The organism is Methylobacterium sp. J-043 (genome assembly GCF_022829505.1).
Taxonomy (GTDB): Bacteria; Pseudomonadota; Alphaproteobacteria; order Rhizobiales; family Beijerinckiaceae; genus Methylobacterium; species Methylobacterium extorquens_A.
Window position 1 is genome coordinate 13,876 of record NZ_JAKSYB010000081.1, and the last position, 21,334, is coordinate 35,209.

General features: G+C 69.1%; 17 protein-coding genes. 7 read left to right on the top strand and 10 right to left on the bottom strand.

Annotated features, from left to right (window positions below):
• Nucleotides 1-326: 326 nt before the first annotated feature.
• The 8 genes from MKK50_RS24845 to MKK50_RS24880 form a co-directional block, all read right to left on the bottom strand.
• The gene (locus MKK50_RS24845) at nt 327-3,026 is read right to left on the bottom strand and encodes an excinuclease ABC subunit UvrA (RefSeq protein WP_499025884.1); all 2,700 of its coding nucleotides are present in this window, start codon (nt 3,024-3,026) and stop codon (nt 327-329) included.
• A 181-nt stretch (nt 3,027-3,207) separates the two neighbouring features.
• Nucleotides 3,208-4,317 (bottom strand): HD domain-containing phosphohydrolase, encoded by a 1,110-nt coding sequence (locus tag MKK50_RS24850; protein WP_499025860.1) that lies wholly within the window; start codon nt 4,315-4,317, stop codon nt 3,208-3,210.
• Between the two features lie 682 nt (nt 4,318-4,999).
• Entirely contained in the window at nt 5,000-5,668 is a 669-nt protein-coding gene (locus MKK50_RS24855; RefSeq protein WP_499025862.1) for a class I SAM-dependent methyltransferase, read from the bottom strand.
• A 43-nt stretch (nt 5,669-5,711) separates the two neighbouring features.
• Nucleotides 5,712-6,767 carry a glycosyltransferase family 4 protein gene (locus MKK50_RS24860; protein ID WP_499025863.1) on the bottom strand — a complete coding sequence of 352 codons (1,056 nt, stop codon included), beginning with the start codon at nt 6,765-6,767 and terminating at the stop codon, nt 5,712-5,714.
• Nucleotides 6,764-7,705, bottom strand: coding sequence for a glycosyltransferase family 2 protein (locus MKK50_RS24865; protein ID WP_253368060.1), 942 nt, complete (start codon nt 7,703-7,705; stop codon nt 6,764-6,766). Before MKK50_RS24865 ends, MKK50_RS24860 begins: the two co-directional genes overlap by 4 nt.
• A 49-nt stretch (nt 7,706-7,754) precedes the next feature.
• Nucleotides 7,755-8,909, bottom strand: a complete 1,155-nt coding sequence (locus MKK50_RS24870) for a glycosyltransferase (RefSeq protein ID WP_499025864.1) — start codon at nt 8,907-8,909, stop codon at nt 7,755-7,757.
• Between the two features lie 51 nt (nt 8,910-8,960).
• Complete coding sequence (locus MKK50_RS24875) at nt 8,961-9,851, bottom strand: glycosyltransferase family 2 protein (protein ID WP_499025865.1); 891 nt, start codon at nt 9,849-9,851, stop codon at nt 8,961-8,963.
• Nucleotides 9,852-9,872: 21 nt separating this feature from the next.
• Nucleotides 9,873-11,927: an HAD-IIB family hydrolase gene (locus tag MKK50_RS24880; protein WP_499025867.1), complete on the bottom strand. Its 2,055-nt coding sequence runs from the start codon at nt 11,925-11,927 to the stop codon at nt 9,873-9,875.
• A gap of 57 nt (nt 11,928-11,984) precedes the next feature.
• Here MKK50_RS24880 and MKK50_RS24885 point away from each other — a divergent pair, with 57 nt between their 5' ends.
• Nucleotides 11,985-13,025: a glycosyltransferase family 4 protein gene (locus MKK50_RS24885; RefSeq protein ID WP_499025868.1), complete on the top strand. Its 1,041-nt coding sequence runs from the start codon at nt 11,985-11,987 to the stop codon at nt 13,023-13,025.
• On the top strand, nt 13,025-14,209 hold the full coding sequence (locus MKK50_RS24890) for a glycosyltransferase family 4 protein (protein WP_499025869.1): 1,185 nt from the start codon (nt 13,025-13,027) through the stop codon (nt 14,207-14,209). The genes MKK50_RS24885 and MKK50_RS24890 overlap by 1 nt, the downstream gene beginning before the upstream one ends.
• 68 nt (nt 14,210-14,277) lie before the next feature.
• Here MKK50_RS24890 and MKK50_RS24895 read toward each other — a convergent pair whose 3' ends face one another.
• Nucleotides 14,278-15,261 carry a glycosyltransferase family protein gene (locus tag MKK50_RS24895; protein WP_499025870.1) on the bottom strand — a complete coding sequence of 328 codons (984 nt, stop codon included), beginning with the start codon at nt 15,259-15,261 and terminating at the stop codon, nt 14,278-14,280.
• A gap of 106 nt (nt 15,262-15,367) precedes the next feature.
• Between MKK50_RS24895 and MKK50_RS24900 the strand changes: the two genes are divergently transcribed.
• From MKK50_RS24900 to MKK50_RS24915, 4 genes are all read left to right on the top strand, one after another.
• Entirely contained in the window at nt 15,368-16,003 is a 636-nt protein-coding gene (locus MKK50_RS24900) for a glycosyltransferase family 29 protein (RefSeq protein WP_499025885.1), read from the top strand.
• Nucleotides 16,004-16,013: 10 nt separating this feature from the next.
• A complete protein-coding gene (locus tag MKK50_RS24905; protein ID WP_499025871.1) occupies nt 16,014-16,658 on the top strand; it encodes a hypothetical protein in 645 nt (214 codons plus the stop codon).
• A gap of 287 nt (nt 16,659-16,945) precedes the next feature.
• The gene (locus tag MKK50_RS24910) at nt 16,946-17,185 is read left to right on the top strand and encodes a hypothetical protein (protein ID WP_499025872.1); all 240 of its coding nucleotides are present in this window, start codon (nt 16,946-16,948) and stop codon (nt 17,183-17,185) included.
• 9 nt (nt 17,186-17,194) lie between these two features.
• Entirely contained in the window at nt 17,195-17,551 is a 357-nt protein-coding gene (locus tag MKK50_RS24915; protein WP_499025874.1) for an MmcQ/YjbR family DNA-binding protein, read from the top strand.
• A 7-nt stretch (nt 17,552-17,558) separates the two neighbouring features.
• Here the strand turns inward: MKK50_RS24915 and MKK50_RS24920 are convergent, their stop codons facing one another.
• Entirely contained in the window at nt 17,559-19,181 is a 1,623-nt protein-coding gene (locus MKK50_RS24920) for an ABC-F family ATP-binding cassette domain-containing protein (RefSeq protein WP_499025875.1), read from the bottom strand.
• 381 nt (nt 19,182-19,562) lie between these two features.
• On the opposite strand from MKK50_RS24920, the gene MKK50_RS24925 reads away from it, so the two are divergent.
• The gene (locus MKK50_RS24925) at nt 19,563-21,260 is read left to right on the top strand and encodes a methyl-accepting chemotaxis protein (protein ID WP_499025876.1); all 1,698 of its coding nucleotides are present in this window, start codon (nt 19,563-19,565) and stop codon (nt 21,258-21,260) included.
• Nucleotides 21,261-21,334: the final 74 nt, after the last annotated feature.

The window sequence follows — 21,334 nt, forward strand, 5'->3', positions numbered from 1 at the left end:
GCCGGCGGCTCACTGTGAGCGACGACCGGGACGATTCGTGACGCGTTTCTCCCGGAAAGCCGGCCGGACCATGGCGTCCCGCCTTTTCCTCGTTCTCGGCCGAGCCGGATGGGGCGCGAAGAACCGTCGTGTCATATCAAATCCGGTTGATCCCTTCGGGATGGCGGATTTGGGCTTCGCTCAGTCGCCGTGCGGGCTTGCTGAGACGGTCCCCCGTGCCGGGACGGGCCACCCGCCGCAGAGCCTGCGCCCATCGACGGAGGCGACGAGGCGGCAGGATGACGCCCGCGCCGCGCCGAAGAGACACGGCGTGCGCCGCCGGTCGTTCAGCCGGCAGGCCGTGGCGAAGAATCCTGGTTTGCATAGGCCGCGAGTTCCTCACCCAGATACGGTGCCGTGCGGCTTGCCCGGGCCCCGGCCACCGCCTCGGGACGGCCAGCCGCGACGATAGTGCCGCCCAGGTTTCCGGCGCCGGGCCCCACGTCGATGACGTGATCGGCCCCGGCGACGACGCGCATGTCGTGCTCGACCATGACGACGGCGTTGCCTGCCTCGACCAAGCCGTTGAGCTGGAGCATGAGGCGGTCCACGTCGGTCGGGTGCAACCCCGTCGTCGGCTCGTCGAGGACGTAGAGCGTGCCGCCGCGCTGGCCCCTCTGAAGCTCCGTGGCGAGCTTGATGCGCTGGGCCTCCCCGCCGGAGAGTTCGGTCGCCGGCTGGCCCAGGCGGAGGTAGCCGAGGCCGAGATCCCGCAGCACCGCCAGCGGCCGCAGCACGGACGGCTCGTCTGCGAAGGCTTCGCAGGCGCGCTCGACGGTGAGCCCGAGCACGTCCGCGATGGTCAGGCCGTTCCAGGTGACTTCCAGCGTGTCGGGCGCGTAGCGGGTGCCGTGGCAGGTCGGGCAGGGGGCGTAGACGCTCGGCATGAACAGGAGTTCGACGCTTACGAAGCCCTCGCCCTCGCAGGCCGGGCAGCGGCCCTTCGCGACGTTGAAGGAGAAGCAGCCGGCGTCGTAGCGGCGCTTGCGGGCCTCGGGGGTGGCCGCGAACAGCTTGCGGACGGCGTCGAACAGACCGGTATAGGTCGCGAGGTTCGAGCGGGGCGTGCGCCCGATCGGCTTCTGATCGACCTTCACCAGACGCCGGATTCCTTCCATGCCGCCGACGATGCGCCCCTCCGTCGGACCCGGCGCGTCGTCGAGCGGATCCTCCGGCTCGTCGTCGATCTCGACGGACTGTCCGAGGCGGTCGCCGACGAGTTCCAAAAGGGCTTGGCTCACGAGACTCGACTTGCCGGAGCCGGAGATGCCCGTCACGGCGGTGAGACAGCCCAGCGGGAAGGCGGCCGAGACCCCGCGCAGATTGTTCCGGACGATCCCCTCCAGGCGCAGCCACCCCGACGGTTCCCGCCGCGGGCGCTGCGGCGGCTCGGCCATGCCGAACAAATGGATGCGCGTGCGCGACGCTTCCACGTCGCGCAGGCCCTCCGGCGGGCCGCTGTACAGCACGGTGCCGCCGTGCTCGCCTGCGGCCGGACCGACATCGACGAGCCAATCGGCGCGGCGCATCGTGCCGATGTCGTGCTCGACGACGAACAGCGAATTGCCCGAGGCGAGCAGCCCGGCCAGCGCGTCGTGCATGGCATCGCCGTCGGCGGGGTGCAGCCCGGCCGTGGGCTCGTCGAGGACGTAGGCCACGCCGAAGAGCTGGGAGCGGAGCTGGGTGGCGAGGCGCAGGCGCTGCAACTCGCCCGACGACAGGGTCGTGGTCACCCGGTCCAGCGACAGGTAGCCGAGACCCAGCTCCGTCAGTGTTCCGATCCGGTCGATGAGGTCGGCGGCGAGGCGCTGGGCGGCCAGCCGTTTCTCGACCGAGAGGTTCGGCGTCGCGCGCACGTCCGGTGCGCTCGCATGGGCCGAGGCTCCGGACGCGACACGCCGGTCGCGATCCCGCCGGCCCGTGTCGCGGTCGAGGGTGTCCGATACCGTGCCGTCAGCCTCGTCGTCGGGCAGCCGGTCCTCGGCGGCCGGCTGCATCGCCGCGGCCAAGTCGGTGAGCGGCATGCGCGACAGGTCGCCGATATCCAGCCCCGCAAAGGTCACCGTGAGCGCCTCGGGCTTGAGTCGTTTGCCCTGGCAGATCGGGCAATCCTCGCTCACGAGGTAGCGCGCCGCCCGCCGACGCATGAGGGCGCTCTGCGAGTTGGTGAAGGTGCCGAGCACGTAACGGCGGGCGCTCGTGAACGTGCCCATATAGCTCGGCTCAAAGCGGCGCTGCCGGGCGAGCCGTGTCTGCTCCGGAGAGAGCCCGGCATAGACCGGCTCCTGCGGCTGGTCGTCCGTGAACAGGATCCAATCCCGCAGCGCCCGCGGCAGGTCCTGCCACGGCGTGTCGACATCGACGCCCCGGCTCACCAGGATATCCCGCAGGTTCTGCCCGCCCCAGGCTAGCGGCCAGGCCGCGACGGTGCGCTCGCGGATCGTCAGCGAGGGATCGGGCACCATCGACGCTTCGGTCGCCTGATAAACTCGTCCGAGCCCGCCGCAGGACGGGCAGGCGCCCTGGGGCGTGTTGGGGGAGAAGTCCTCCGCGTAGAGCATTGGCTGGCCCGGCGGGTAGGTGCCGGCGCGCGAGTACATCATCCGCACGAGGCTCGACAGGGTCGTGACGCTGCCGACCGAGGAGCGGGCGCTGGGCGTGCCGCGCTGCTGCTGGAGGGCGACGGCCGGGGGAAGGCCCTCGATGGAATCGACATCGGGTACCCCGACCTGATCGATCATCCGGCGCGCGTAGGGCGCGACCGACTCGAAGTAGCGCCGCTGCGCCTCCGCGTAGAGCGTGCCGAAGGCGAGCGAGGACTTGCCGGAGCCCGAGACGCCCGTGAACACCACGAGGGCGTCGCGCGGCACCTCGACGTCGACGTCGCGCAGGTTGTGCTCCCGGGCCCCCTTCACTGTGACATAGCCCGGCCGTCCCGCGCCCGCCCGGGCGATCCTGACTCGTTCCTTGGGCTTCGCTTGGTCCACCGGCATCCCTCTCGGCGCCTCCCTCTCGCGGGGCGCCGGACGCCCCTGCGCCGACTAGAGGTTCGGGCGCGCTGACGCTACCCGTGTGGGGTCACGGTGATCAGCAACGCGGCGTGGATAAACGCTGGTATCACCCTCACGCGTGAACCGCATGTGCAAGAAACCGGAGGCCCGCCATCTATCAGGACTTGGCGATCTCACGAAGCAACATCGGCACGCGCGCCCACGGTTCCGTTGCATGCTGGTTGTGCAGCCGGCTGAGCGCGTCGTTCTGTCCGCCGACAATCAGGATATCCGGCCACCGCGCGCAGAAGGCTTCGACGCAGTCGGGATCGAAATGCCGTCCGCTCTCGGCCCGAATGCAGTCCAGGGCATCTTCGAACGGCATGGCGCCCTTGTAGGGACGCTGCGTCGTGAGGGCGTCGAACACGTCCGCCACGGCCACGATGCGGGCTGAGAGCGGGATGTCGGTCCCCGCGAGCCCGCGCGGATAGCCGCTGCCGTCCCACTTCTCGTGGTGCGACTCCGCGATTTCGGCAGCGAGGCTGATCAGTTCGGATGAACTGTCCCCGAGAATACGCTTACCGATCGCGGCATGGGTCCTGATGAGGGCGAATTCCTCCGGATCGAGCCGACCCGGTTTCAGAAGCACGCCGTCTGGAATCGCGACCTTGCCGACGTCGTGCAGGGGTGCCGCGAGATACAGGTTCCGGCAGAAATCCGGTGCAAGATCGAGGGCCTCGGCCACGATCTGGCTGTAGCGTGCCACGCGCCATGTGTGATCACCGGTGTCGTTGTCGCGATACTCGACGGCAAGCGACAGGCGGAAGATGATTTCCTCCTCACGCTCGCGCAGATGACGTAGCGCCATCTCCACCTCGCCGTCGAGCCAAGTGGCTTGTTCAGCCAGTTTCCGGACGGCTTGAGCCAAGCGGATGAGGTTACGCAGCCGGACGGTGAGTTCGATGCCGCGCATTGACTTGTCGATGAAGTCGGTTGCGCCGGCATCGAGCGCGGCAAGGCGCACCGAGTCGGAGACATCACTGGTCACCATGACGATCGGGACCAGGTTGTAATGAGGGACCCTCCGCAGGCTTTGGATGAATTCAATCCCATCCATGGCCGGCATGTGATAATCGACCACGACGAGATCGAAGGCGCGCATGCTCGCTTCGAGCAGCCCTGCCGCCGGGTCGGCATGGTCCGTCACCGTCACATCCGGCTCAGCCTCCAGAAGGCCGCGGAGGCGCAGGCGCATGGTCGCGCTGTCATCGACCAGAAGTGCGTCCATCCTCGGGTCTCCTTATTGGGATGCGCGATGACAGACCGTGGGTGCCGAGCATCACGCACTGTTTTCAAATCGGCAGGCACGCATGGGCCAACGCATAGCCATCAAATGGTAAAAAATTTCAACGATTCCACCTAGAGGCCGTTCTGCGGCAACGTGTGCTCCCTGTAGTTGTTGCCAAAGTTTTTGAAGTTGTCACTCGCTCGCCTTCCAGCGCTGATACTGAATTTTAACGGAACTCAACGATCATAAAATGTAAAAATATTATTTTACTCGGGTAAATCAGTGTGATGCCGTAAATTTTGCCCGGAAGCGCCGCGTCCGGCTCTATACGAACGTTGCGCCGGCAGGATGCGGACTCCCTGGATTCTCGCCCCCTTCGCACTCCGTGCCGTGGACTGCCCGACTTCGTGGTGACGAGACCCGGCTGGCTCCGAGATGAACCGCGGGCGATCCTGAGATGCCCGGCAGCCGTGTCCGGAATAACGATCTCGCTCTGCGGCGGCGTGAAGCGCCGGGCACGGATCAACGCCCGGCCGAACCCGGGCCTGACGGCCAAGGCCGCGATCGGCATCGAGTTCGCGGCGCATCGAGGCGTGGCCGGACGTCGTTCCGCCGGTTGTGAGGCCGCGTCGCATAACGCCGTTTCGGGGTGAGCGGCGAAGCTGGCCGATGTCGAGTGGGTCTAACCCAGCTTGATGAACTTGGCTTTGCCTTGGAACGACCAGGGCCCTTTCACGCCGAACTCGGCGCAGAGGGTGTCCACGGCACGCGTAACACCCGGAAAGCTGCCTCCGAGACGGTCGTAATCGTCGGCGATGAAAAGGCCGCCGGGTCGCAACACCGGCCACCACGCGCGGAGGTCGGCGGCGACCGATGCTTCTTCGTGGCCGGCGTCGAGATGGATCACGTCGGCGGTCACACCGCGAAGGCGCATCAGCTCGGCGGCATTTACCGAGTCGAGCGGCAGCGGCACCACCCGGTCGGCGAGCCCTTCGTGCAGAACATTGGCCAGGAAGGTGCGGTAGAGGCTGGGAAAGCCGTGCTCGGTGGCGAGTTCGAGGAAAAGGCTCTCATCCATCCAGTGATCGACGGCACCGAGCCAGGTATCGACCGCGACGACGGTGCCGTCGATCCCGTGCTCGGCCATCGTATGCGCGAGGTAGAGCGCGCTCGCTCCCTTCCACGTGCCGATCTCGACGACCACGCCGGGGCGGTGCTGGATCACCGCCTCCTCCAGATACGGGTGAACGCTGCGCCAGCCCTGAAGGTCGAGGGGCCTCAGGGTGTCCGGCGGATCAACGAAGGGATCGCGGCCATGCCAGAGGGCGGCGATGATGTCCTGTCGGGTCATGTCTTCGGCTCGTAGAGGAGGCGGGGATCAACAGGACGCGGCGTCAGCCGGCACGGGCCGCTGCGTAGAGGGCCTCGCAGCGGTCGAGCCAACGATCGCGGGTGAACAGGCGGTGGACGCGCGCATGCGGCACGGTGCGTGGGATCGTCAACGCCGTGCCGAGCGCCCGTGACAGGGCAGCGTCGTCCCCGGGCGAAACGAGACAGCCGGCCTCGCCGACGACCTCCTCTGCGGCGCCTGTCGCGAAACCGGCCACCGGCAGGCCGCAGGCCATCGCCTCGACCGCCACCAGACCAAACGGTTCGTCCCAGCACGGCGTGAACAGGAAGACGGAGGCGCGGCCGATCTCCCGTGCCAGTTCCGGGCTGCCGAGATGGCCACCGTAACGGATCGTGCCTCCGATCAACGGAGCGACCTGCGTCTCCCAGTATTGCGGCTCCTCGATCGGGCCGAACAGGGTGAGGGGTAGACCGGCCTGCCGCGCGGCGCGAACCGCGAGATGAGTGCCCTTGATCGGCGCGATGCGCCCGCACCAGACGGCACTGCCGTCGCCGTGCGCCTGAAAGGGCCACAACGCCGGATCGATCCCGTTATGCAGCACCGAGACCTCGGGCGGCGCCCCGTCCGGCCACCAAGCCTGGGCCTGCGCCCGCGAAGTGACGGTGATCCGGTGACCGGGGGTGACGCTGTCGTGCACGCACCAGCGCAGGGCGTCGTAAGGCGGCACGTGCAGCGAGGTCACCGTCGGCAAGGCGGCCGTGCGGCGGCGCTCGAGGGGCAGGCGGCTCAGGCTGTTGTTGTGCAGCACATCGAAGCCGCCGGCCGCGATCCGGTCGCAGGCGGCGGCGTAGCCCGCGTCGACATGAGCCTTCAGCCCCGGATCGCCCCGATGCTCCAGCCCTGGAAAGCTCCGCTCGTGATGGACCGGGATCACCGGGTCGATCGAAAAGCGCGGGTCGCTGTCGCCGGCGGCGAACAGCACGACCTCGTGGCCGCGCGACAGCAGCCCCTCGGCGAGATGCCAGGTATAGGCTTCCAGCCCGCCAGCGAAGGGCGGGGCGATCGGGTGGCGCAGATGGGCGAGGAGCGCGATCCTCACGCCGTCACCGGCACGGAGGCCGGTTGCATGTCCCGTTCGCGGGCGCGCGCCTCCAAGTGCCGGATGACGGAAGCCGAGTTGGTGTAGGGCTGGTGGCTCTGCTGCCCGGTGAGCGCGAGATCCTCGGCGTCGGGCCGGCGCAGGATGCGGATCGGCTGCTCGGGCGTATCGTCGATCAGGCCCATCACCTTGAAGGCGTAGAGCCAGTGACCCATGGTGCGGTAGCCCCACTTGGCCTCGAACAGCTCCGCGTTGCGCACCACGCTGTCGAGGTGATGGATCGGCGGCATGTGGTGCGGGTGGTACTGGTGATAGGCCAGCGCGCCCTTCATCCAGGCGATGGGCAGGCCGCACTGGTCCAGGATCTTGCCGAAATCGGTGTCCTCGCCGCCATAGCCGGTGTAGCGCTCGTCGAAGCCGCCGACAGCCTCGAACGTCGCCCGCCGGATCGCGAAGTTGAGCGACCAGAAGCAGCGGTAATCGTTACAGATCTCGATGCCTGCGGCCGGTGGACCGCGGCGGTCGGAATGCTTTTCCGCCACCATGGCGAGGTCGTCGTAGCGCCAGTCACCCGCGGTGGCGTGCTCGGGCAGGTGCAGCACCTCGCCCATCAGCAGACCGTCAAGTTCAGACAACGCCCGGGCGTAGTCGGCCACGAGGCCGGGCGCCGGGATGCAATCGACGTCGAGAAAGACGATGTTCTCCCCGCTCGCCGCCGCCACGCCCCGGTTGCGCGCGGCCGCCAGCGGCAGTTCCGAGCCCGATACCAGGATCTGGCGGACCGGGAACGCGACCTCGGGCAGGTCGTAGGGCGCGTCCTGCATGACGGCGATGATGAATTCGGCCGGCGGCCGCGTCTGGCGTTCCAGCCCGAGGAGGACGTTGCGCAGATGGGCGGGCCGTCCTTTGGCCAGGGTGACGACGGAAACGGTGGACATGCGGGGGGACAGGCTCCGGCAATCGGGAAAGTGGATCGAGGCGGCTCGCTCAGCCGGCGGCGGCGACGGCGCGTAGCGGGACGGCGTCCGGTTCGTGGCCGGACGATCCGTCCTGCCAGAGCGCGTCGGTCAGCCCTTCGAGCCATCCGGCCGCCCGCGTGGCCGCGTCCGGTGCGTAGAGGCTGCGCAGGATGGTCCCGTCGAGGCTGCGGGCGCGGTCGAGAAGATCGCGCCATCCGTGGAAGTCGCCGGGCCAGTGGGGTGCTTGCACGGCGGCGCCAAGTTGGACCAGCGCCTCGGCCTTGCGGGTCTGCTCGCCGAAGTAACGCCATTCCGGCATCACGATGAGGCGCCCCGCAACGCGCGCGACTTCGTGCACCGTGTTGTCACCCGCCGAGGCGACCACGATGTCGGCCGCGGCGAGATAGTCGGTGACCGACGGCACCCAGCCGAGTTCGCGCAGGTTGGCGAAGTCGGTCTCGTGGCCCTCGCGATGGGTTGGCCCCAGCGTCAGCCAGAGTGCATCGGGCGCGGCGCGGGCGGCGACCGTCAGCGGCGCATAGGGCGTGCCGCTTCCCCCGCCGCCGGTGACCGCGACGACGATCTCGCGCCGTGGGTCGAGGCCGAGCCGAGCCCGCGCCTCGGCGCGATCCGGCACGCGATCGATGCTGGTGCAGAGGCCGCCGCTGTAGAAGGTTTTGTCGCGCAGATGCGCCGGGTAGTCGTCCTGCTCCAGCCGCTCGTCGAAGGGGGCGAGCATCCCGACGCAGGCCTCGTAGGCGCCGATATGGGCGATGTCGTTGCGGTCGCCGTGCATGCGGATCTGGACGGCGGGGACGCTGGCGATGCGCGCGAGCATCGCGATCTCCGCCGACACATCGACCACGAACAGACCGACCGCGCGCTCGTCGAGATGGTCGAGGATCTGGCGCATGGTCCGGCGCATCTCGGCGAGGCCCAGCGGCACGCAGTGCATCACCGGCGGCGTCGGCTCCGCGTAGAGGCGCGGGGTGGGAACGGCCGCGCCGATCATGTCGGGGAGCGCCACGATCTCGATGTCGCGGGAAAATCCGTCGAACAGGTGCGGGCCGGCGGTCAGCACCGAGACCGGACGGTCGTGGGCGAACTCGGCGGCCACCGCCATGGTGCGATTGGCATGGCCCCGGCCCTGATGATGAACAAAGAACGCGATGGGTTTCTTCATGAGGCGGGGTTTCGAGACTCGGATCGGAAGGAGATCGGGAAGGCGTCGGGACTAGGAGAAGAGGGCCTGCGGCCGCAGGGCGGCGGCGATCTCGGGCGCACTCGGCCGGCGCAGGACGCGGATCGCCGGCGCATCGGCATCCCACGCGATCAATCCGGCCGCGCAGAACTGTTCGAGCCAGTAGGTCATGCACCAGCGTCCGTGCCGCGCGTGAAAGCGTGTCGCGTTGGCGAGGATCGGCGCGAAATGCTGGAGGGGTGGCACGTGAACGGGGTGGTGCTGGTGGTAGGCCCGCGCACCCGCGACCCAGAAGGTCGGCAGCCCCGACTCCGCGAGGCGGGCGGCGAGATCCGTCTCCTCGCCGCCATAGCCGACGTAACGCTCGTCCATGCCGCCGACTGCGCGCCACGCCTCGGCAGGCAGGGCGAAGGACAGGCCCCAGAGCTGCCCGGCATCGGGCTCTCGCCGCAGTCCGGACTCGGGCAGGAGAGGCCGGGCCGGGTGGGCACGGCCAAGCCGGTCGAGCACGGCGGAATCGGGAGCCGTGCCGCCCGTGATCGCGTCCGGCGGCAGGTAGAGCACCTCGCCGAGGAACAGGCCCCGCTCGGTGGCGGCGGCGTCCGTATAGGCGGACACCAGGGTCGGACCCGGGATGCAATCCACGTCGAGGAAGACGAGGAGGTCTCCCGAGGCCGCCGCGGCCGCCCGGTTGCGTGCGGCGGCGAGCGGCATCGGCTCGCCCGGCACATGGAGGTGGCGCACCGGGCAGCCCGGATCGGGCAGGTCGGGCTCCGGTTCCGGTTGCATCCAGGCGATCACCAGTTCGCGCGGACGCACGGTCTGGCGGGCGAGCCCACGCATCAGGTTGCGCAGACGGTCGGCCCGGCCGCGGACCAGGGTCAGCACGCTCGGCGGAGGAGGGGGGCCCGCGTTGCCAGTCACGTGGATGCGCCGAGGCGGAGCTTACGACGCATAGGCCAGGGCCCGGCGGAAATGCAGGACGCCCTCGATGATGCCGCGGGCATGCGAGCTACGAGCGACGTAGGAGTGCTTGAGCGCGGCGTTGGTGGCGAGCCCGTCGGAGTAGTTGGCGACGATGATCGCCTGCGTCCGGGCACGCAGCATCTCGACGTCGTTGCCGGAATCACCGGCTACGAACACGGCTTGCTCGGGCAGGCCGTAAAGCGCGCGGACGTGATCGACCGCCGTCCCCTTCGAAGCCGATGCAGGCAGGACATCGAGGTAGCGGCCGTGGCTGTGGATCACGTTGGCCGGGAGGCCCGCCTGCACAAGGCCATCGCGCACGCGGTGCGCCGTCGCCTCGTCGCCGAAGAAGCTCAGCTTGTGCGCGCGCTGCTCGAGGGGGCCCTGCGGCACCAGCCCGTCGAGACGGCTCAGCGCCGCGCCGACCGCTCCCCGGTCCCAGGCGTCCGATACGACCTCGCGCCACGTCGCGTCGGCCGTGTAGGTCACGCCGTTGGCATCGAGATGATAGATCTCCGAGCCGACCGAGGTGATCATCACCTGCGGTCGCGGGCTCTCCTGCTGCTCCAGCACCGCCATCGCGCTGTGGAAGGAGCGACCGGTGGCGACGCCAAAGGCCAGTCCGGTCTGGCGGCTTCGCCAGCGCCGGAACGTCGCCAGCGCGGATTCGCATCCGACAAGCGTGTTGTCGATATCGCAGATCAGGAGCTGGCGCGGGGTCCGTAGAGGCGGGTTGCGCGCGATCAGCGCGCCGAGGAGGTCGTGATAGCGTGCGGCGTGCCGATCCCAGTCATAGGCCGCCGCCGCGCGGGCGCCGCCCGCGACGCAGCGGGCGCGGAAGGGGGCATCCGTGAGGATGTGAAGGCAGGCGGCGGCGATCGCCGCAGGTGCCCGCGGATCGACGAGCAGCCCGTTGCCGCAGGTCTCGACGATGTCGTTGGGTCCGCCGCTGTCGGTGGCCACCAGCGGCAAGCCGGCGGCGGACGCTTCCAGAAGGGTCAAGCCGAACGGCTCGTTGAGGGCCGGATTAACGAAGACGCCGCCGCGCTCCCGCGCATAGGCGTAGATCGCCGGCACGTCCTCCGGGCGGTGCGTCTTGGGATAGGCGACGCGGCCGTAGAGATCGTAGCGGTCGATGAGCACGAGCAGGTCGCGCATGGTCGCGGCCATGTCGCCGTCGAGCCGGTCGATGTCGTCGCGGGTGCCGGCGACGATCACGAGGTTGGCCCGTGCCTGGAGGTCCGGGCTCTCGCCGTAGGCCGCCACCAGGGCCGCCAGATTCTTGCGCGCCACCGGCCGAGCCAGCGCCAGCACCGCCGGCTTGCCCGGATCGTGCAGGAACCGGCCGATCGCCGCATCGATCCGGGCATGCGGACGGCTCTGCGCGAAGCGGGCGAGATCGCTGCCCGGAGGCAGGACGCGGGCGCGGCCGGGGTCGTAGGCGGTGTAGCCCGCATACTGAACCTCGGCCTCGTCGCGCGAGGAGGCGATGACGAGGCTCGCGCGCGCCAGGGCCGCCTCCTCGGTGGCGATCCGGCGCAAGAGTTCGGGGGAGCCGTCGGCATCGCCGCCGACCATCGCCGCCTTCACCCGCCCGAGCGAATGGGCCGTGAACACGAAGGGGATGCCGAGCCGGTCCTCGACGATTCCCGCGACCGCGGCGGCATCCGCGTAATGCGCGTGGACGATGTCGGGCGCGCGGGGCTGCCGGCCGATCCAGGCGATGAGATTCTCGGCGTAACTCTCGACCTCGCCGTGCATCGCCTCCTTCGAGCGGTAGCCCGGCGACGCGCTCGCGAGCCGCACGAGCTCGACCTTGTCGGAGACCCGCTCTTCGGGCAGGGCGTAGTCGGGGCCGGGCGGGCCCTCGAACCGACGCGTCGCCATGACAATCCGCGCGATCCGGGCGTCCTGCGCCGAGGCACCGACGAGATCGAGCAGGTATCGGATATGCCCGCCGGTGTCGGAAGTGAGGCCGTAGACGACATCACGGCCGCGAAGGCAACCCTGTAGAGCAATGTGCAGAACGAACATCAAGCGTTCGTCGTGCCGAGACGACCCACGCCGATTGTATTGAGTAAGGTGCAACACGTGATCCGCGTCGCCCAAGTCGCCCCGAACATTTTCCCCGTTCCCCCCGAACACCATGGCGGCACCGAGAGGATCGTGAACGATCTGTCCGTGGCGCTGCGAAGCTTAGGCATAGACGTAACGCTGTTCGCCTCATCGGACAGTGCGACAGACTTGCCGCGCGTCGGCGATCACCCGAGCCTTGCGGCTTTGGAACGTCGGAACCGGCAGGTGCCCCCCGGGGTTCCGGCGGTTCTCGATGCGTTGCAACTGGAAGCGCTACGTCTGCGGCTCGACAGGTTCGACATCGTGCATTGCCACGGCGAGTTCGCCCACGCGGCGCTGTTGGGCCCGCGTCGGCGCCGGAGCCTGACGACGGTGCATTGGCGCGTAGACGAACTCGACCGGGCGCTGTTCTTCGCCGGCTTCCCCGATCTGCCGGTGGCGGCGATCTCGGCGGCACAGGAGGCCGGCATTCCAGCCTCGAATCGGGCGGGCGTCGTGCATCACGGGATCGCCCGGGACCGCTACACGTTCCGGCCCGAGCCCGGCGCGCACGTCGCCTTCGTCGGCCGGATGACCGACCAGAAGCGCCCGGACACCGCGATCCGCGTCGCCCGCGCCGCCGGCCTGCCGATCCGGCTTGGTGGTACGATCGACGTCGGCAACCCGGACTATTTCGACCAAAGCGTGCGCCCCTTGCTCGGGCCGGATGCCACCTATCTCGGGCCCATCGACGACCGGGCGAAAGGCGAACTGCTCGGTGGCGCGCGGGCGCTGCTGTTCCCGATCGATTGGCCCGAGCCCTTCGGCCTCGTGATGATCGAGGCCATGGCCTGCGGCACGCCGGTGATCGCCTGGAATCGCGGCTCGGTGCCCGAGATCGTCGAGGACGGGGTGACGGGTTTCGTCGTCGCCTCGGAGGCCGAAGCGGTCGCGGCGCTGGCCCGGATCGGAGGGCTCGACCGCGTGGTGGTGCGCCGCCGCTTCGAGGAGCGGTTCACCGCCGAGCGCATGGCACGCGACTACATCGCGCTCTACCGCCGTCTGCTCGCCGCCTGATGCGCACCGCGCTTCTGGCCTGGGACTACCCGCCGGCACCGAGTGGCCTCTCGACGGCGGCGCGCGAGATCGCCGAAAGCCTCGCCGCGGCCGGCGCCGAGGTCACCGTCTTCACCCTCGACCGCACCGGCCGCGAGCAGGTCGGCGGCGTCACGGTCGAAGGGCTCGCCCTGCCGTCCGGCGGTCGCCTTGCGCGGCTGCGCCTTTGGGGCTCGGCCGGGCACTTGGCCGCTCCGCTCGCGTTCCGGCGGGCGGTTCTGGCCGCCCATGCCAGGGCGCCCTTCGACGTGATCGAGGCGACGAACTGGTACGCGCCCGCCGTGCTGCTCGCCCGCCGTGGCGACCTGCCCCTGGTGACGCGCAGTTCGACCCCGGCCGCGTTCACGCGCGGGGCCGGCGCCGGGCTGCGCGACCGTCTCGACGGATGCACGGCCGATGCGCTGGAGCGTGCCCAGGCACGGGGCAGCGCCGGCGTCATCGCCAACACGGCCGAGCACGGGGCGGTGATCGCGCGGGCCTATCGCCTTTCGGGACACCAACCCTCCGCCGTGATCGGCCTCAGCCTGCCGCCGGACATCCTGAGAAGCGCCCGCACCGCCGCCTATCCGGAGACGGATGCCCCGCTGCGCCTGCTCTTCGTCGGGCGGGCGGAGGCGCGCAAAGGGTTCGACGCGCTCCTCGGCGCGATCGTGATCCTCGCAGCCGAGCAGGCAGCGGGCACCCTGCCGCCGTTCCGGCTCGACCTCGTCGGGGTGCCGCCGGACGACATGCCGGCGGATCTGCCTGACGCGGCGCGGCCCTATGTCCGCGCCCGCGGCCGGATCGATGCGGCGGCGCTGGCCCAGGCCTATGCGGATGCCCATGCGGTGCTTGCGCCGTCCCGCTACGAGAGCTTCGGCCTCGTCTATCAGGAGGCCATGGCCTATGGCCGTCCGGTGGTGGCCTGCGCGGAGGATGCGAGCGCCCGCGCCTTCGTCGGCGCGTCCGGGGCAGGCCCTCTCGCGCGGGCCGCCACCGGGCCGGCGCTCGCGGATGCCCTGCGCCCGCTTCTCCTCGATCCCGACCTGCGCCGCGCCTACCGCATACGGGCTCTCGCCGCGACTGGACGCTTCGACAGGGCGAGTCTCGGGCGCGAGACTCTGGCGCTCTACGAGGCTGCGATCAGAGCGGCGCGGCAGAAGTGATCGGCTTTGCCGAACCTCCAGGGCTTTGCCCTGGACCCACCAAAGGTCTCGACCTCCGGAATCCAAACTCAGTCGCGGTAGGGGCGAAGCAGGGCTTCCGCTTCCTCCAGGCGGCCACGGCCGGGATCCAGGGCTTCGTAGCGGCGCGAGCGGGCCGCGACATGGGCGCGGTTCAGGCGATGCTCGATCCCGCCGTGGAGGGTGATGAAGCTCTCGGGCCAGCCGCCGGCGAGTTGCGGCCGCTCGTGCACCCGGCCGGCGTAGCGGAGATCGGTGCGGTTCAACCGGTACTGCACGTCCGGGTAGACATCCGAGAGAATGCCATCGACGCGATTGAAGCGCGTCAGCCCGATCGAGCGGACGGCGCCGGCCTCGGCCAGGGCGACGATCGCGGGCAGGAGGCGGCCGGTTGCCGGATCGAGCGTCTCGTCGGCGTCGAGTTGCAGCATCCAGGCATGGCGAGCCAGAGCCTGGAGCGCATTGCGCTGCGCGGCGAAGTCGCCGGCCAGCGGCCGGGCGGCCACGCGCACCGCCCCCGCCGAAAATCCGGCGACCGCCACAGCGCCGGGCGGCGTGATGTCTGTATCGAGCAGGATCGTGACGTCGTCGGTCCAGTCCGCTTTCGCCGGCAGGCTCGCGAGCACCGCATCGATCTCGGACGGACGGCAGAGCAGGCCGAGCGAGACAGGGCATGTGTCGGAGGCATCAAGGGCGTAGAGGGCGGCACGAGCGGCGCGCTCGTCATGGGGATGGAGCAAGGCAGCCCAGCCCTCGGCGTCGAGCGGGCGGGTGCCGCGTCCGAACCGGGTGGCGGCGGTGCGGAGCGTGTAAAGGTCGAGACCGTAGGGCGCGTCCGGATCGGAGACGAAAGCGGATTTCGTGACAGCATCGGCCAGATGCGCGCGGCAGCCGGATGCGTCCGCCTCGCGTTCGAGCAGGACCCCGCAGGAGGCGCAGGCGAGCGGAAACAGCCGCCGACGCCCATCCGGGTAGATCAGGTGCCGCTCGCTCGGCACGAGCATGTCGGCCGTGCAGACGAAGCATCGGCGCATGGTCGTCACTCCGGCATCCTCGATTTCCGGCAAAGGTCTGGTTGCGCCGAACCGGCGCCTTACCTCCGTTGCTCCGCAACCTTCAAACCCCGAGTCCCTGCCGCAAGTGCCCGCCGACGTCGATCTTCCCGAGTCAAACCGCTTCGCTTTGCCCCCCGCCGCGTCCCTGGCGGTCGTCGGCAATGCGCCGGAAATCGACGGCGTGGCGCGGGCGATCGATGCAGGGGATTGCGTGGTGCGCTTCAACAACGCGGCAGGCTTCGGTGGCCGCACCGGCTCGCGGGTCACCCATCTCGCCCTAGTGAATCGCGGCGGGCAGATGCGGGAATGGCTGGCAGACCCTCAATTTCTCGAGCGCCCGGTGGTGCGGGCGGCTCAGGCCTTTATCCTGCCCTTTCCGATGCTGCCGGCGGAGAAGAATGGCCCTGAGCCGATCTGCTGGACCCGCGAGGCCTTGGCGCTGCTGCGCCCCACGGGCCGGCCGATCCACATCTTGACTGAAGATCTCCACGAGCGCGCACGTCGCTTGCTGGCGCCCCGGACGGACGGGCGCCCGAACCCGAGCACCGGCTTCCTCGTGACGCTTGCGCTCCTGAACGATCGCCCCCGCGATGCCGCTCCGGCGCAGGCCTATGGCTTCGGGTTCGCGGGCTGGCCTGGACATCCCTGGGCCGCCGAGCGCGCGTGGTTCGCTGAAGCCCAGGCGGCCGGGCGCCTGTGCCTGCACCCTCTCGCAAAGTGATCCGCTCATCATGTCCACGCTGATCACGGTGCTGAAGAGCGGCGGCCGCTACGACGCGATCTGGGTCGAGCGGCTGGCCCGCGGTGTGCGCCGCCACGCGCCGGCCTTCACGCGGATCCTCTGCCTCACCGATCTGCCGCTCGACGTCGAGGGCGTCGAGCGTGTGCCCTTGCGCCATGACTGGCCGGCCTGGTGGGCGAAGATGGAGGCGTTCCGCCCCGGTCTCACTCAGGGCACGACGCTGCTCTGCGACCTCGACACCGTCTTCACCGGCGCCGCCGATGCGCTGGCCGAGCCCGGCCTCGCGGCAATGGAGGACTACTTTCACAAGGGCCGCCTTTCCAGCGCTCTGCTGCGCTGGTCCGGAGACGAACTTGCCGGGCTCTACGAGCGCTTCGCGGCTGCGCCCGACCGCTGGATGAAAGCGGGGTCCTGCGGCCCGGTCCCCAACGCCGTGCACGGCGATCAGGTCGTCATCGACCATCTGTTGCGCGAGCAGGGCGTACGTCCGCCCTTCTTCCAAGACATCGCACCGGACCTGCTCGACTTCTACGATCCCCGACGCGCCGCCCACGGCCCGGTCGTGATCTTCATCGGGGAATCCAAGCCCGACACCGTTCGCGGACCGGTCCACGAGGCCTGGGCCGACGCTTGAGGCGCAGGGAAGCGCGACACGTCCCGCCCGAGGGGAAGGACGTGATGTCATGGCCTGAAACTCATCCAGATCCAGTGAAAGGGCAGGGGAGGCCTACGATACTTGCCGAACGGCGGCGGCGTTGCAGAGCACCTCGATCCGCCGGCCGCGGGGCGGCGACGGGGGCGTAAATCTGCCTTTCGGTGTTCGTCATCTGCGGCCTCGTGCACGCACCCTGATTTTCGGATGATCCCTTCCGCCGCGCGGGCGTTGATCGGTTCGTGTGATGCGGCGGGAGGAAACCAGCCATGACGAAGCTTTTCATCGCGCGGGTGCGCGGCGCTGGCGGTGAGCGCTCCCTCGTGACCGTCCGGGCCGCAGCCGAGGGCGAGGCGCGTCTGTTCGTCGAGGCGGCCTACCCCGAGGACGAGATCGTCGAGATCGCCGAACCCGGCGAATGGGTGAGCGACGGCGACACGGGGACGAAGAACGGCGACGTGCGTGAACATCCGGGTACCGCGTGGCAGGCGCCGACGAGCCGAGCGTAGCCCGCGGTCATGTCCTGCCTGCCGGAGGATGTGCGCGCCCTTGCGCTGATGCTGCCGGAGGCGGTCGAGGGCGCGCATCAGGGCCATCCCGATTACCGGGTCGGCGGGCGGATCTTCGCCACGCTCTGGACCGATGAGGCGCGGGTGGTCATCCGGCTGACGCCCGAGGCGCAAGCGCAGTTGATGGAGGACGAGCCGGACGCGTTCGAGCCCGTGCCGGGCGCCTGGGGCGCACGCGGCTGGACGAGCCTCGAACTCGACCTTGTCGAAGAGGAGACCTTGCGCGGCGCGCTGCTGACCGCTTGGCGGATCGTCGCGCCGGCCGGTCTCGTTGCCCGCTATGAGGGTCTCGCCCTCGACCCTTGAGTGCGGGTCAGCTTCTCAGCCCCGGCGCTTCCTGACCGGTGCTCGCCACGTATTCCGAGTAGCCCCCGCCATACTGGCGGATGCCTTCCCCGGTGACTTCGAGCACCCGGTTCGACAGGGCGGCCAGGAAGTGCCGGTCGTGGCTGACGAACAGCATCGTACCCTCGAAGCCCGCCAGCGCGTTGATCAGCATCTCCTTGGTGGCGATGTCGAGGTGGTTGGTCGGCTCGTCGAGGACGAGGAAATTCGGCGGGTCGTAGAGCATCTTGGCCATCACCAGCCGCGCCTTCTCGCCGCCGGACAGCACCCGGCAGGGCTTCTCGACGTCGTCGCCGGAGAAGCCGAAGCAGCCGGCGAGCGCCCGCAGCGAGCCCTGTCCGGCCTGCGGAAAGGTGCTCTCCAGATCCTCGAACACGGTCAGGTCGCCGTCGAGCAGATCCATGGCGTGCTGGGCGAAGTAGCCGAGCTTGACGCTGCCGCCGACGGCCACCGTGCCGGCATCGGGCTGCGCCGTGCCGGTGATGAGCTTCAGCAGCGTCGATTTCCCGGCGCCGTTGATGCCCATCACGCACCAGCGCTCCCTGCGCCGGATCGAGAAGTCGAGTCCCTCGTAGATGATGCGGCTGCCGTAGCTTTTGTGCACGCCCTTGAGCATCGCGACATCGTCGCCGGAGCGCGGCGCCGGCTGGAACTCGAAGGCGACGGTCTGGCGACGGCGCGGCGGCTCCACCCGCTCGATCTTGTCGAGCTTCTTCACCCGGCTCTGGACCTGCGCGGCGTGGCTGGCGCGGGCCTTGAAGCGCTCGATGAACTTGATTTCCTTGGCCAGCATCGCCTGCTGGCGCTCGAACTGCGCCTGCTGATGCTGCTCGTTCAGCGCCCGCTGCTGCTCGTAGAAGCCGTAATCACCGGAATAGGTGGTGAGCGTGCCGCCATCGATCTCGATGACCTTGGAGACGATGCGGTTCATGAACTCGCGGTCGTGCGAGGTCATCAGCAGCGCGCCTTCATAGCCCTTGAGGAAGGCTTCGAGCCAGATCAGGCTTTCGAGGTCGAGGTGGTTGCTCGGCTCGTCGAGCAGCATCACGTCGGGGCGCATCAGCAGGATGCGGGCGAGCGCGACGCGCATCTTCCAGCCGCCCGAAAGCCGGCCGACATCGCCGTCCATCATCTCCTGCGAGAAGCCGAGCCCGGCCAGAACCTCGTAGGCGCGGCCTTCGAGCGCGTAACCGTCGAGCTCCTCGAAGCGGGCCTGAACCTCGCCGTAGCGCTCGATCAGCGTCTCCATCTCGTCGGCCCGGTCGGGATCGGCGAGACCGGCTTCCAGTTCCTTCAACTCGGCCGCCACAACGCTGACCGGGCCGGCGCCGTCCATCACCTCGGCGACGACGGTGCGACCGGTCATCTCGCCGACATCCTGGCTGAAATAGCCGATGGTGATGCCGCGCTCCGAGGAGACCTGCCCCTCATCGGGCTGCTCCTGGCCGGTCATCATCCGGAAGAGCGTGGTCTTGCCGGCACCGTTCGGGCCGACGAGGCCGGCCTTCTCGCCCTTCTGGAGGGCGGCGGACGCCTCGATGAAGACGATCTGACGACCGTTCTGCTTGCCGATCTTGTCGAGGCGAATCATGCGTCCGCGAGGCCTGGTTGATGGTCTGGGGGCGGTGTGCCGGGAGGGAGCGCCTGCGCCTTACGCCAAGGTCGCCGCGAGCGGAAGCGGAGCGGCTTCAGGGCAGGCCCGCATCGGACGTGCGAAGCGTACTCGGTCGTCTGCGCCCGCCAGAACGGGGCAGGCAAAAACGCGAGCGAACTTCTTCGCCGTCAAGCAAATTCTGTTCGGTCGGTGGCTATCGAAACGTCAAAGTCATGATAACATATGTTGTCGCTGATATTCATTCAAAATCCATCTCCCAAGTTGCTTCTTATTAACTGTGGCCCCCTCACCATATTGTGATCCGCGGCGACAGGGGACGCGTGCGGATGCCTTTTACGGTCCCTGTGACGCGGACAGATGCGCTGGTTCACGAATCTCAGGCTTATCGGAAAACTCGCTATTCCGGTGGCGTTGGTTGCGCTGGTCGCGGCCGGCATCGTCGGTCTGGCGCGTGACGCGCTCGGGCAGTTGCAGCGTGGTACGCAAGAGGTTGTCGACGTGCGCGCGGCGCGGGTGATCACCGCGTTGCAGACCGCCCTCGCCATCGACGAGGCGGTGATCAGCGAAAAGAACATCATCCTTGAGACCGACGCGTCGATCCTATCGGCGCAGCGCGAGCGATTCGAGGAAGCGCGGACGCGGGCGTTTGCCGAAGCAGACCACCTGATCGCCCTGGCAGATACGGACGCGCGCCGGACAATGCTGATCGCGGTCAGAGCGACGATCTCCGATTTCTTTACGACGGTCGAGCGCTCGATCGCCTTCGGCCTGAAGAATCAGAAGGAGGTGGCAGCCAAGGTCTCTTCGGAAGAAGTGCGCCCGGTCCGGACAAAGGCGATCGAGGCGATCCGGAAGCGCATCGCGGCCAACATCAGCGATCTCGAAGATGCCAAGCGGAAAGCCGCCGACGTCGGCACATCCGCGGCCCTGGCGCTGACGGTCATCGCGGTCGCCGGGCTGCTGCTGGCCTTCGGGCTGCTCGGGGTGATCATGATCGTCGGAGTCGTGCGCCCCATCGGCCGCCTCGTGCGCGTACTTCAGCGGATGGCCGGAGGCGAGATCGAGACCGAGATCGCCGAGGCACGCCGTGGCGACGAGATCGGCGCCGTCGCCCGTGCCGTCGAAGCCATCAAGGCGCTCGTCGCGCGCAAGGCGGCCGAGCAGGCGGAACTGAAGCGCGTGGCGGATGAAGCCGCCGCGATCGAGCGCCGCCGCACCATGATCGAGTTGGCAGACGGTTTCGAGCGCGCCGTCGGCGGTGTCGTCGGAATGGTGTCGTCCTCCGCCACCGAGTTGCAGGCGACCGCTCAGCAGATGACCGCGACCGCGACCGAGACCGCCAGCCAATCGACCACCGTCGCGGCTGCGGCGGAGGAAGCGGCCTCCAATGTCGGAACCGTGGCCGCCGCCGCGGAGGAACTCGGTGCGTCCGTCCACGAGATCGGCCGGCAGGTCGGCACATCGGCGGAGATGGCGAATCGCGCCGTCGGTGAGGCGGACCATAGCGCCGTCCTCATCCACGACTTGAGCCAAGCCGCCGCGCGGATCGGCGATGTGGTGAACCTCATTGCCAGCATCGCCAGCCAGACCAACCTGCTCGCGCTCAACGCCACCATCGAGGCGGCGCGGGCGGGGGAGGCCGGACGCGGCTTTGCCGTCGTCGCAAGCGAGGTGAAGGAACTCGCCGCGCAGACCTCGCGGGCGACGGAGGAGATTTCCGGGCAGATCGCGCAGATCCAGGGCGCCACCGGTCAGGCGGTGACGGCGATCGGCGGCATCACCGGGCGCATCCGCGAGATCAACGCGGTGGCGGCGACCATCGCTGCGGCCGTGGAAGAGCAGGGGGCCGCGACCCAGGAGATCGTGCGCAACGTCTCCCAGGCGGCCGTGGGCGCGGGGGAAGTGACGAGCAACATCGCGGGCGTGGCGCAGGCGTCGGAGGAAACCGGAGCCGCCGCCACGCAGGTTCTGGCCTCGGCCTCGGAGCTGTCGCGGCAATCCGAGCACCTGCGGGCGGAGGTCGCGCACTTCCTCGCGACGGTGCGCGCAGCCTGAACCGGGCCTCGTGCGAATTAAAAAGGGGACGCCTCCACGGCGTCCCCTTTTTTTGGTCGAGCGGGTTTCGAATG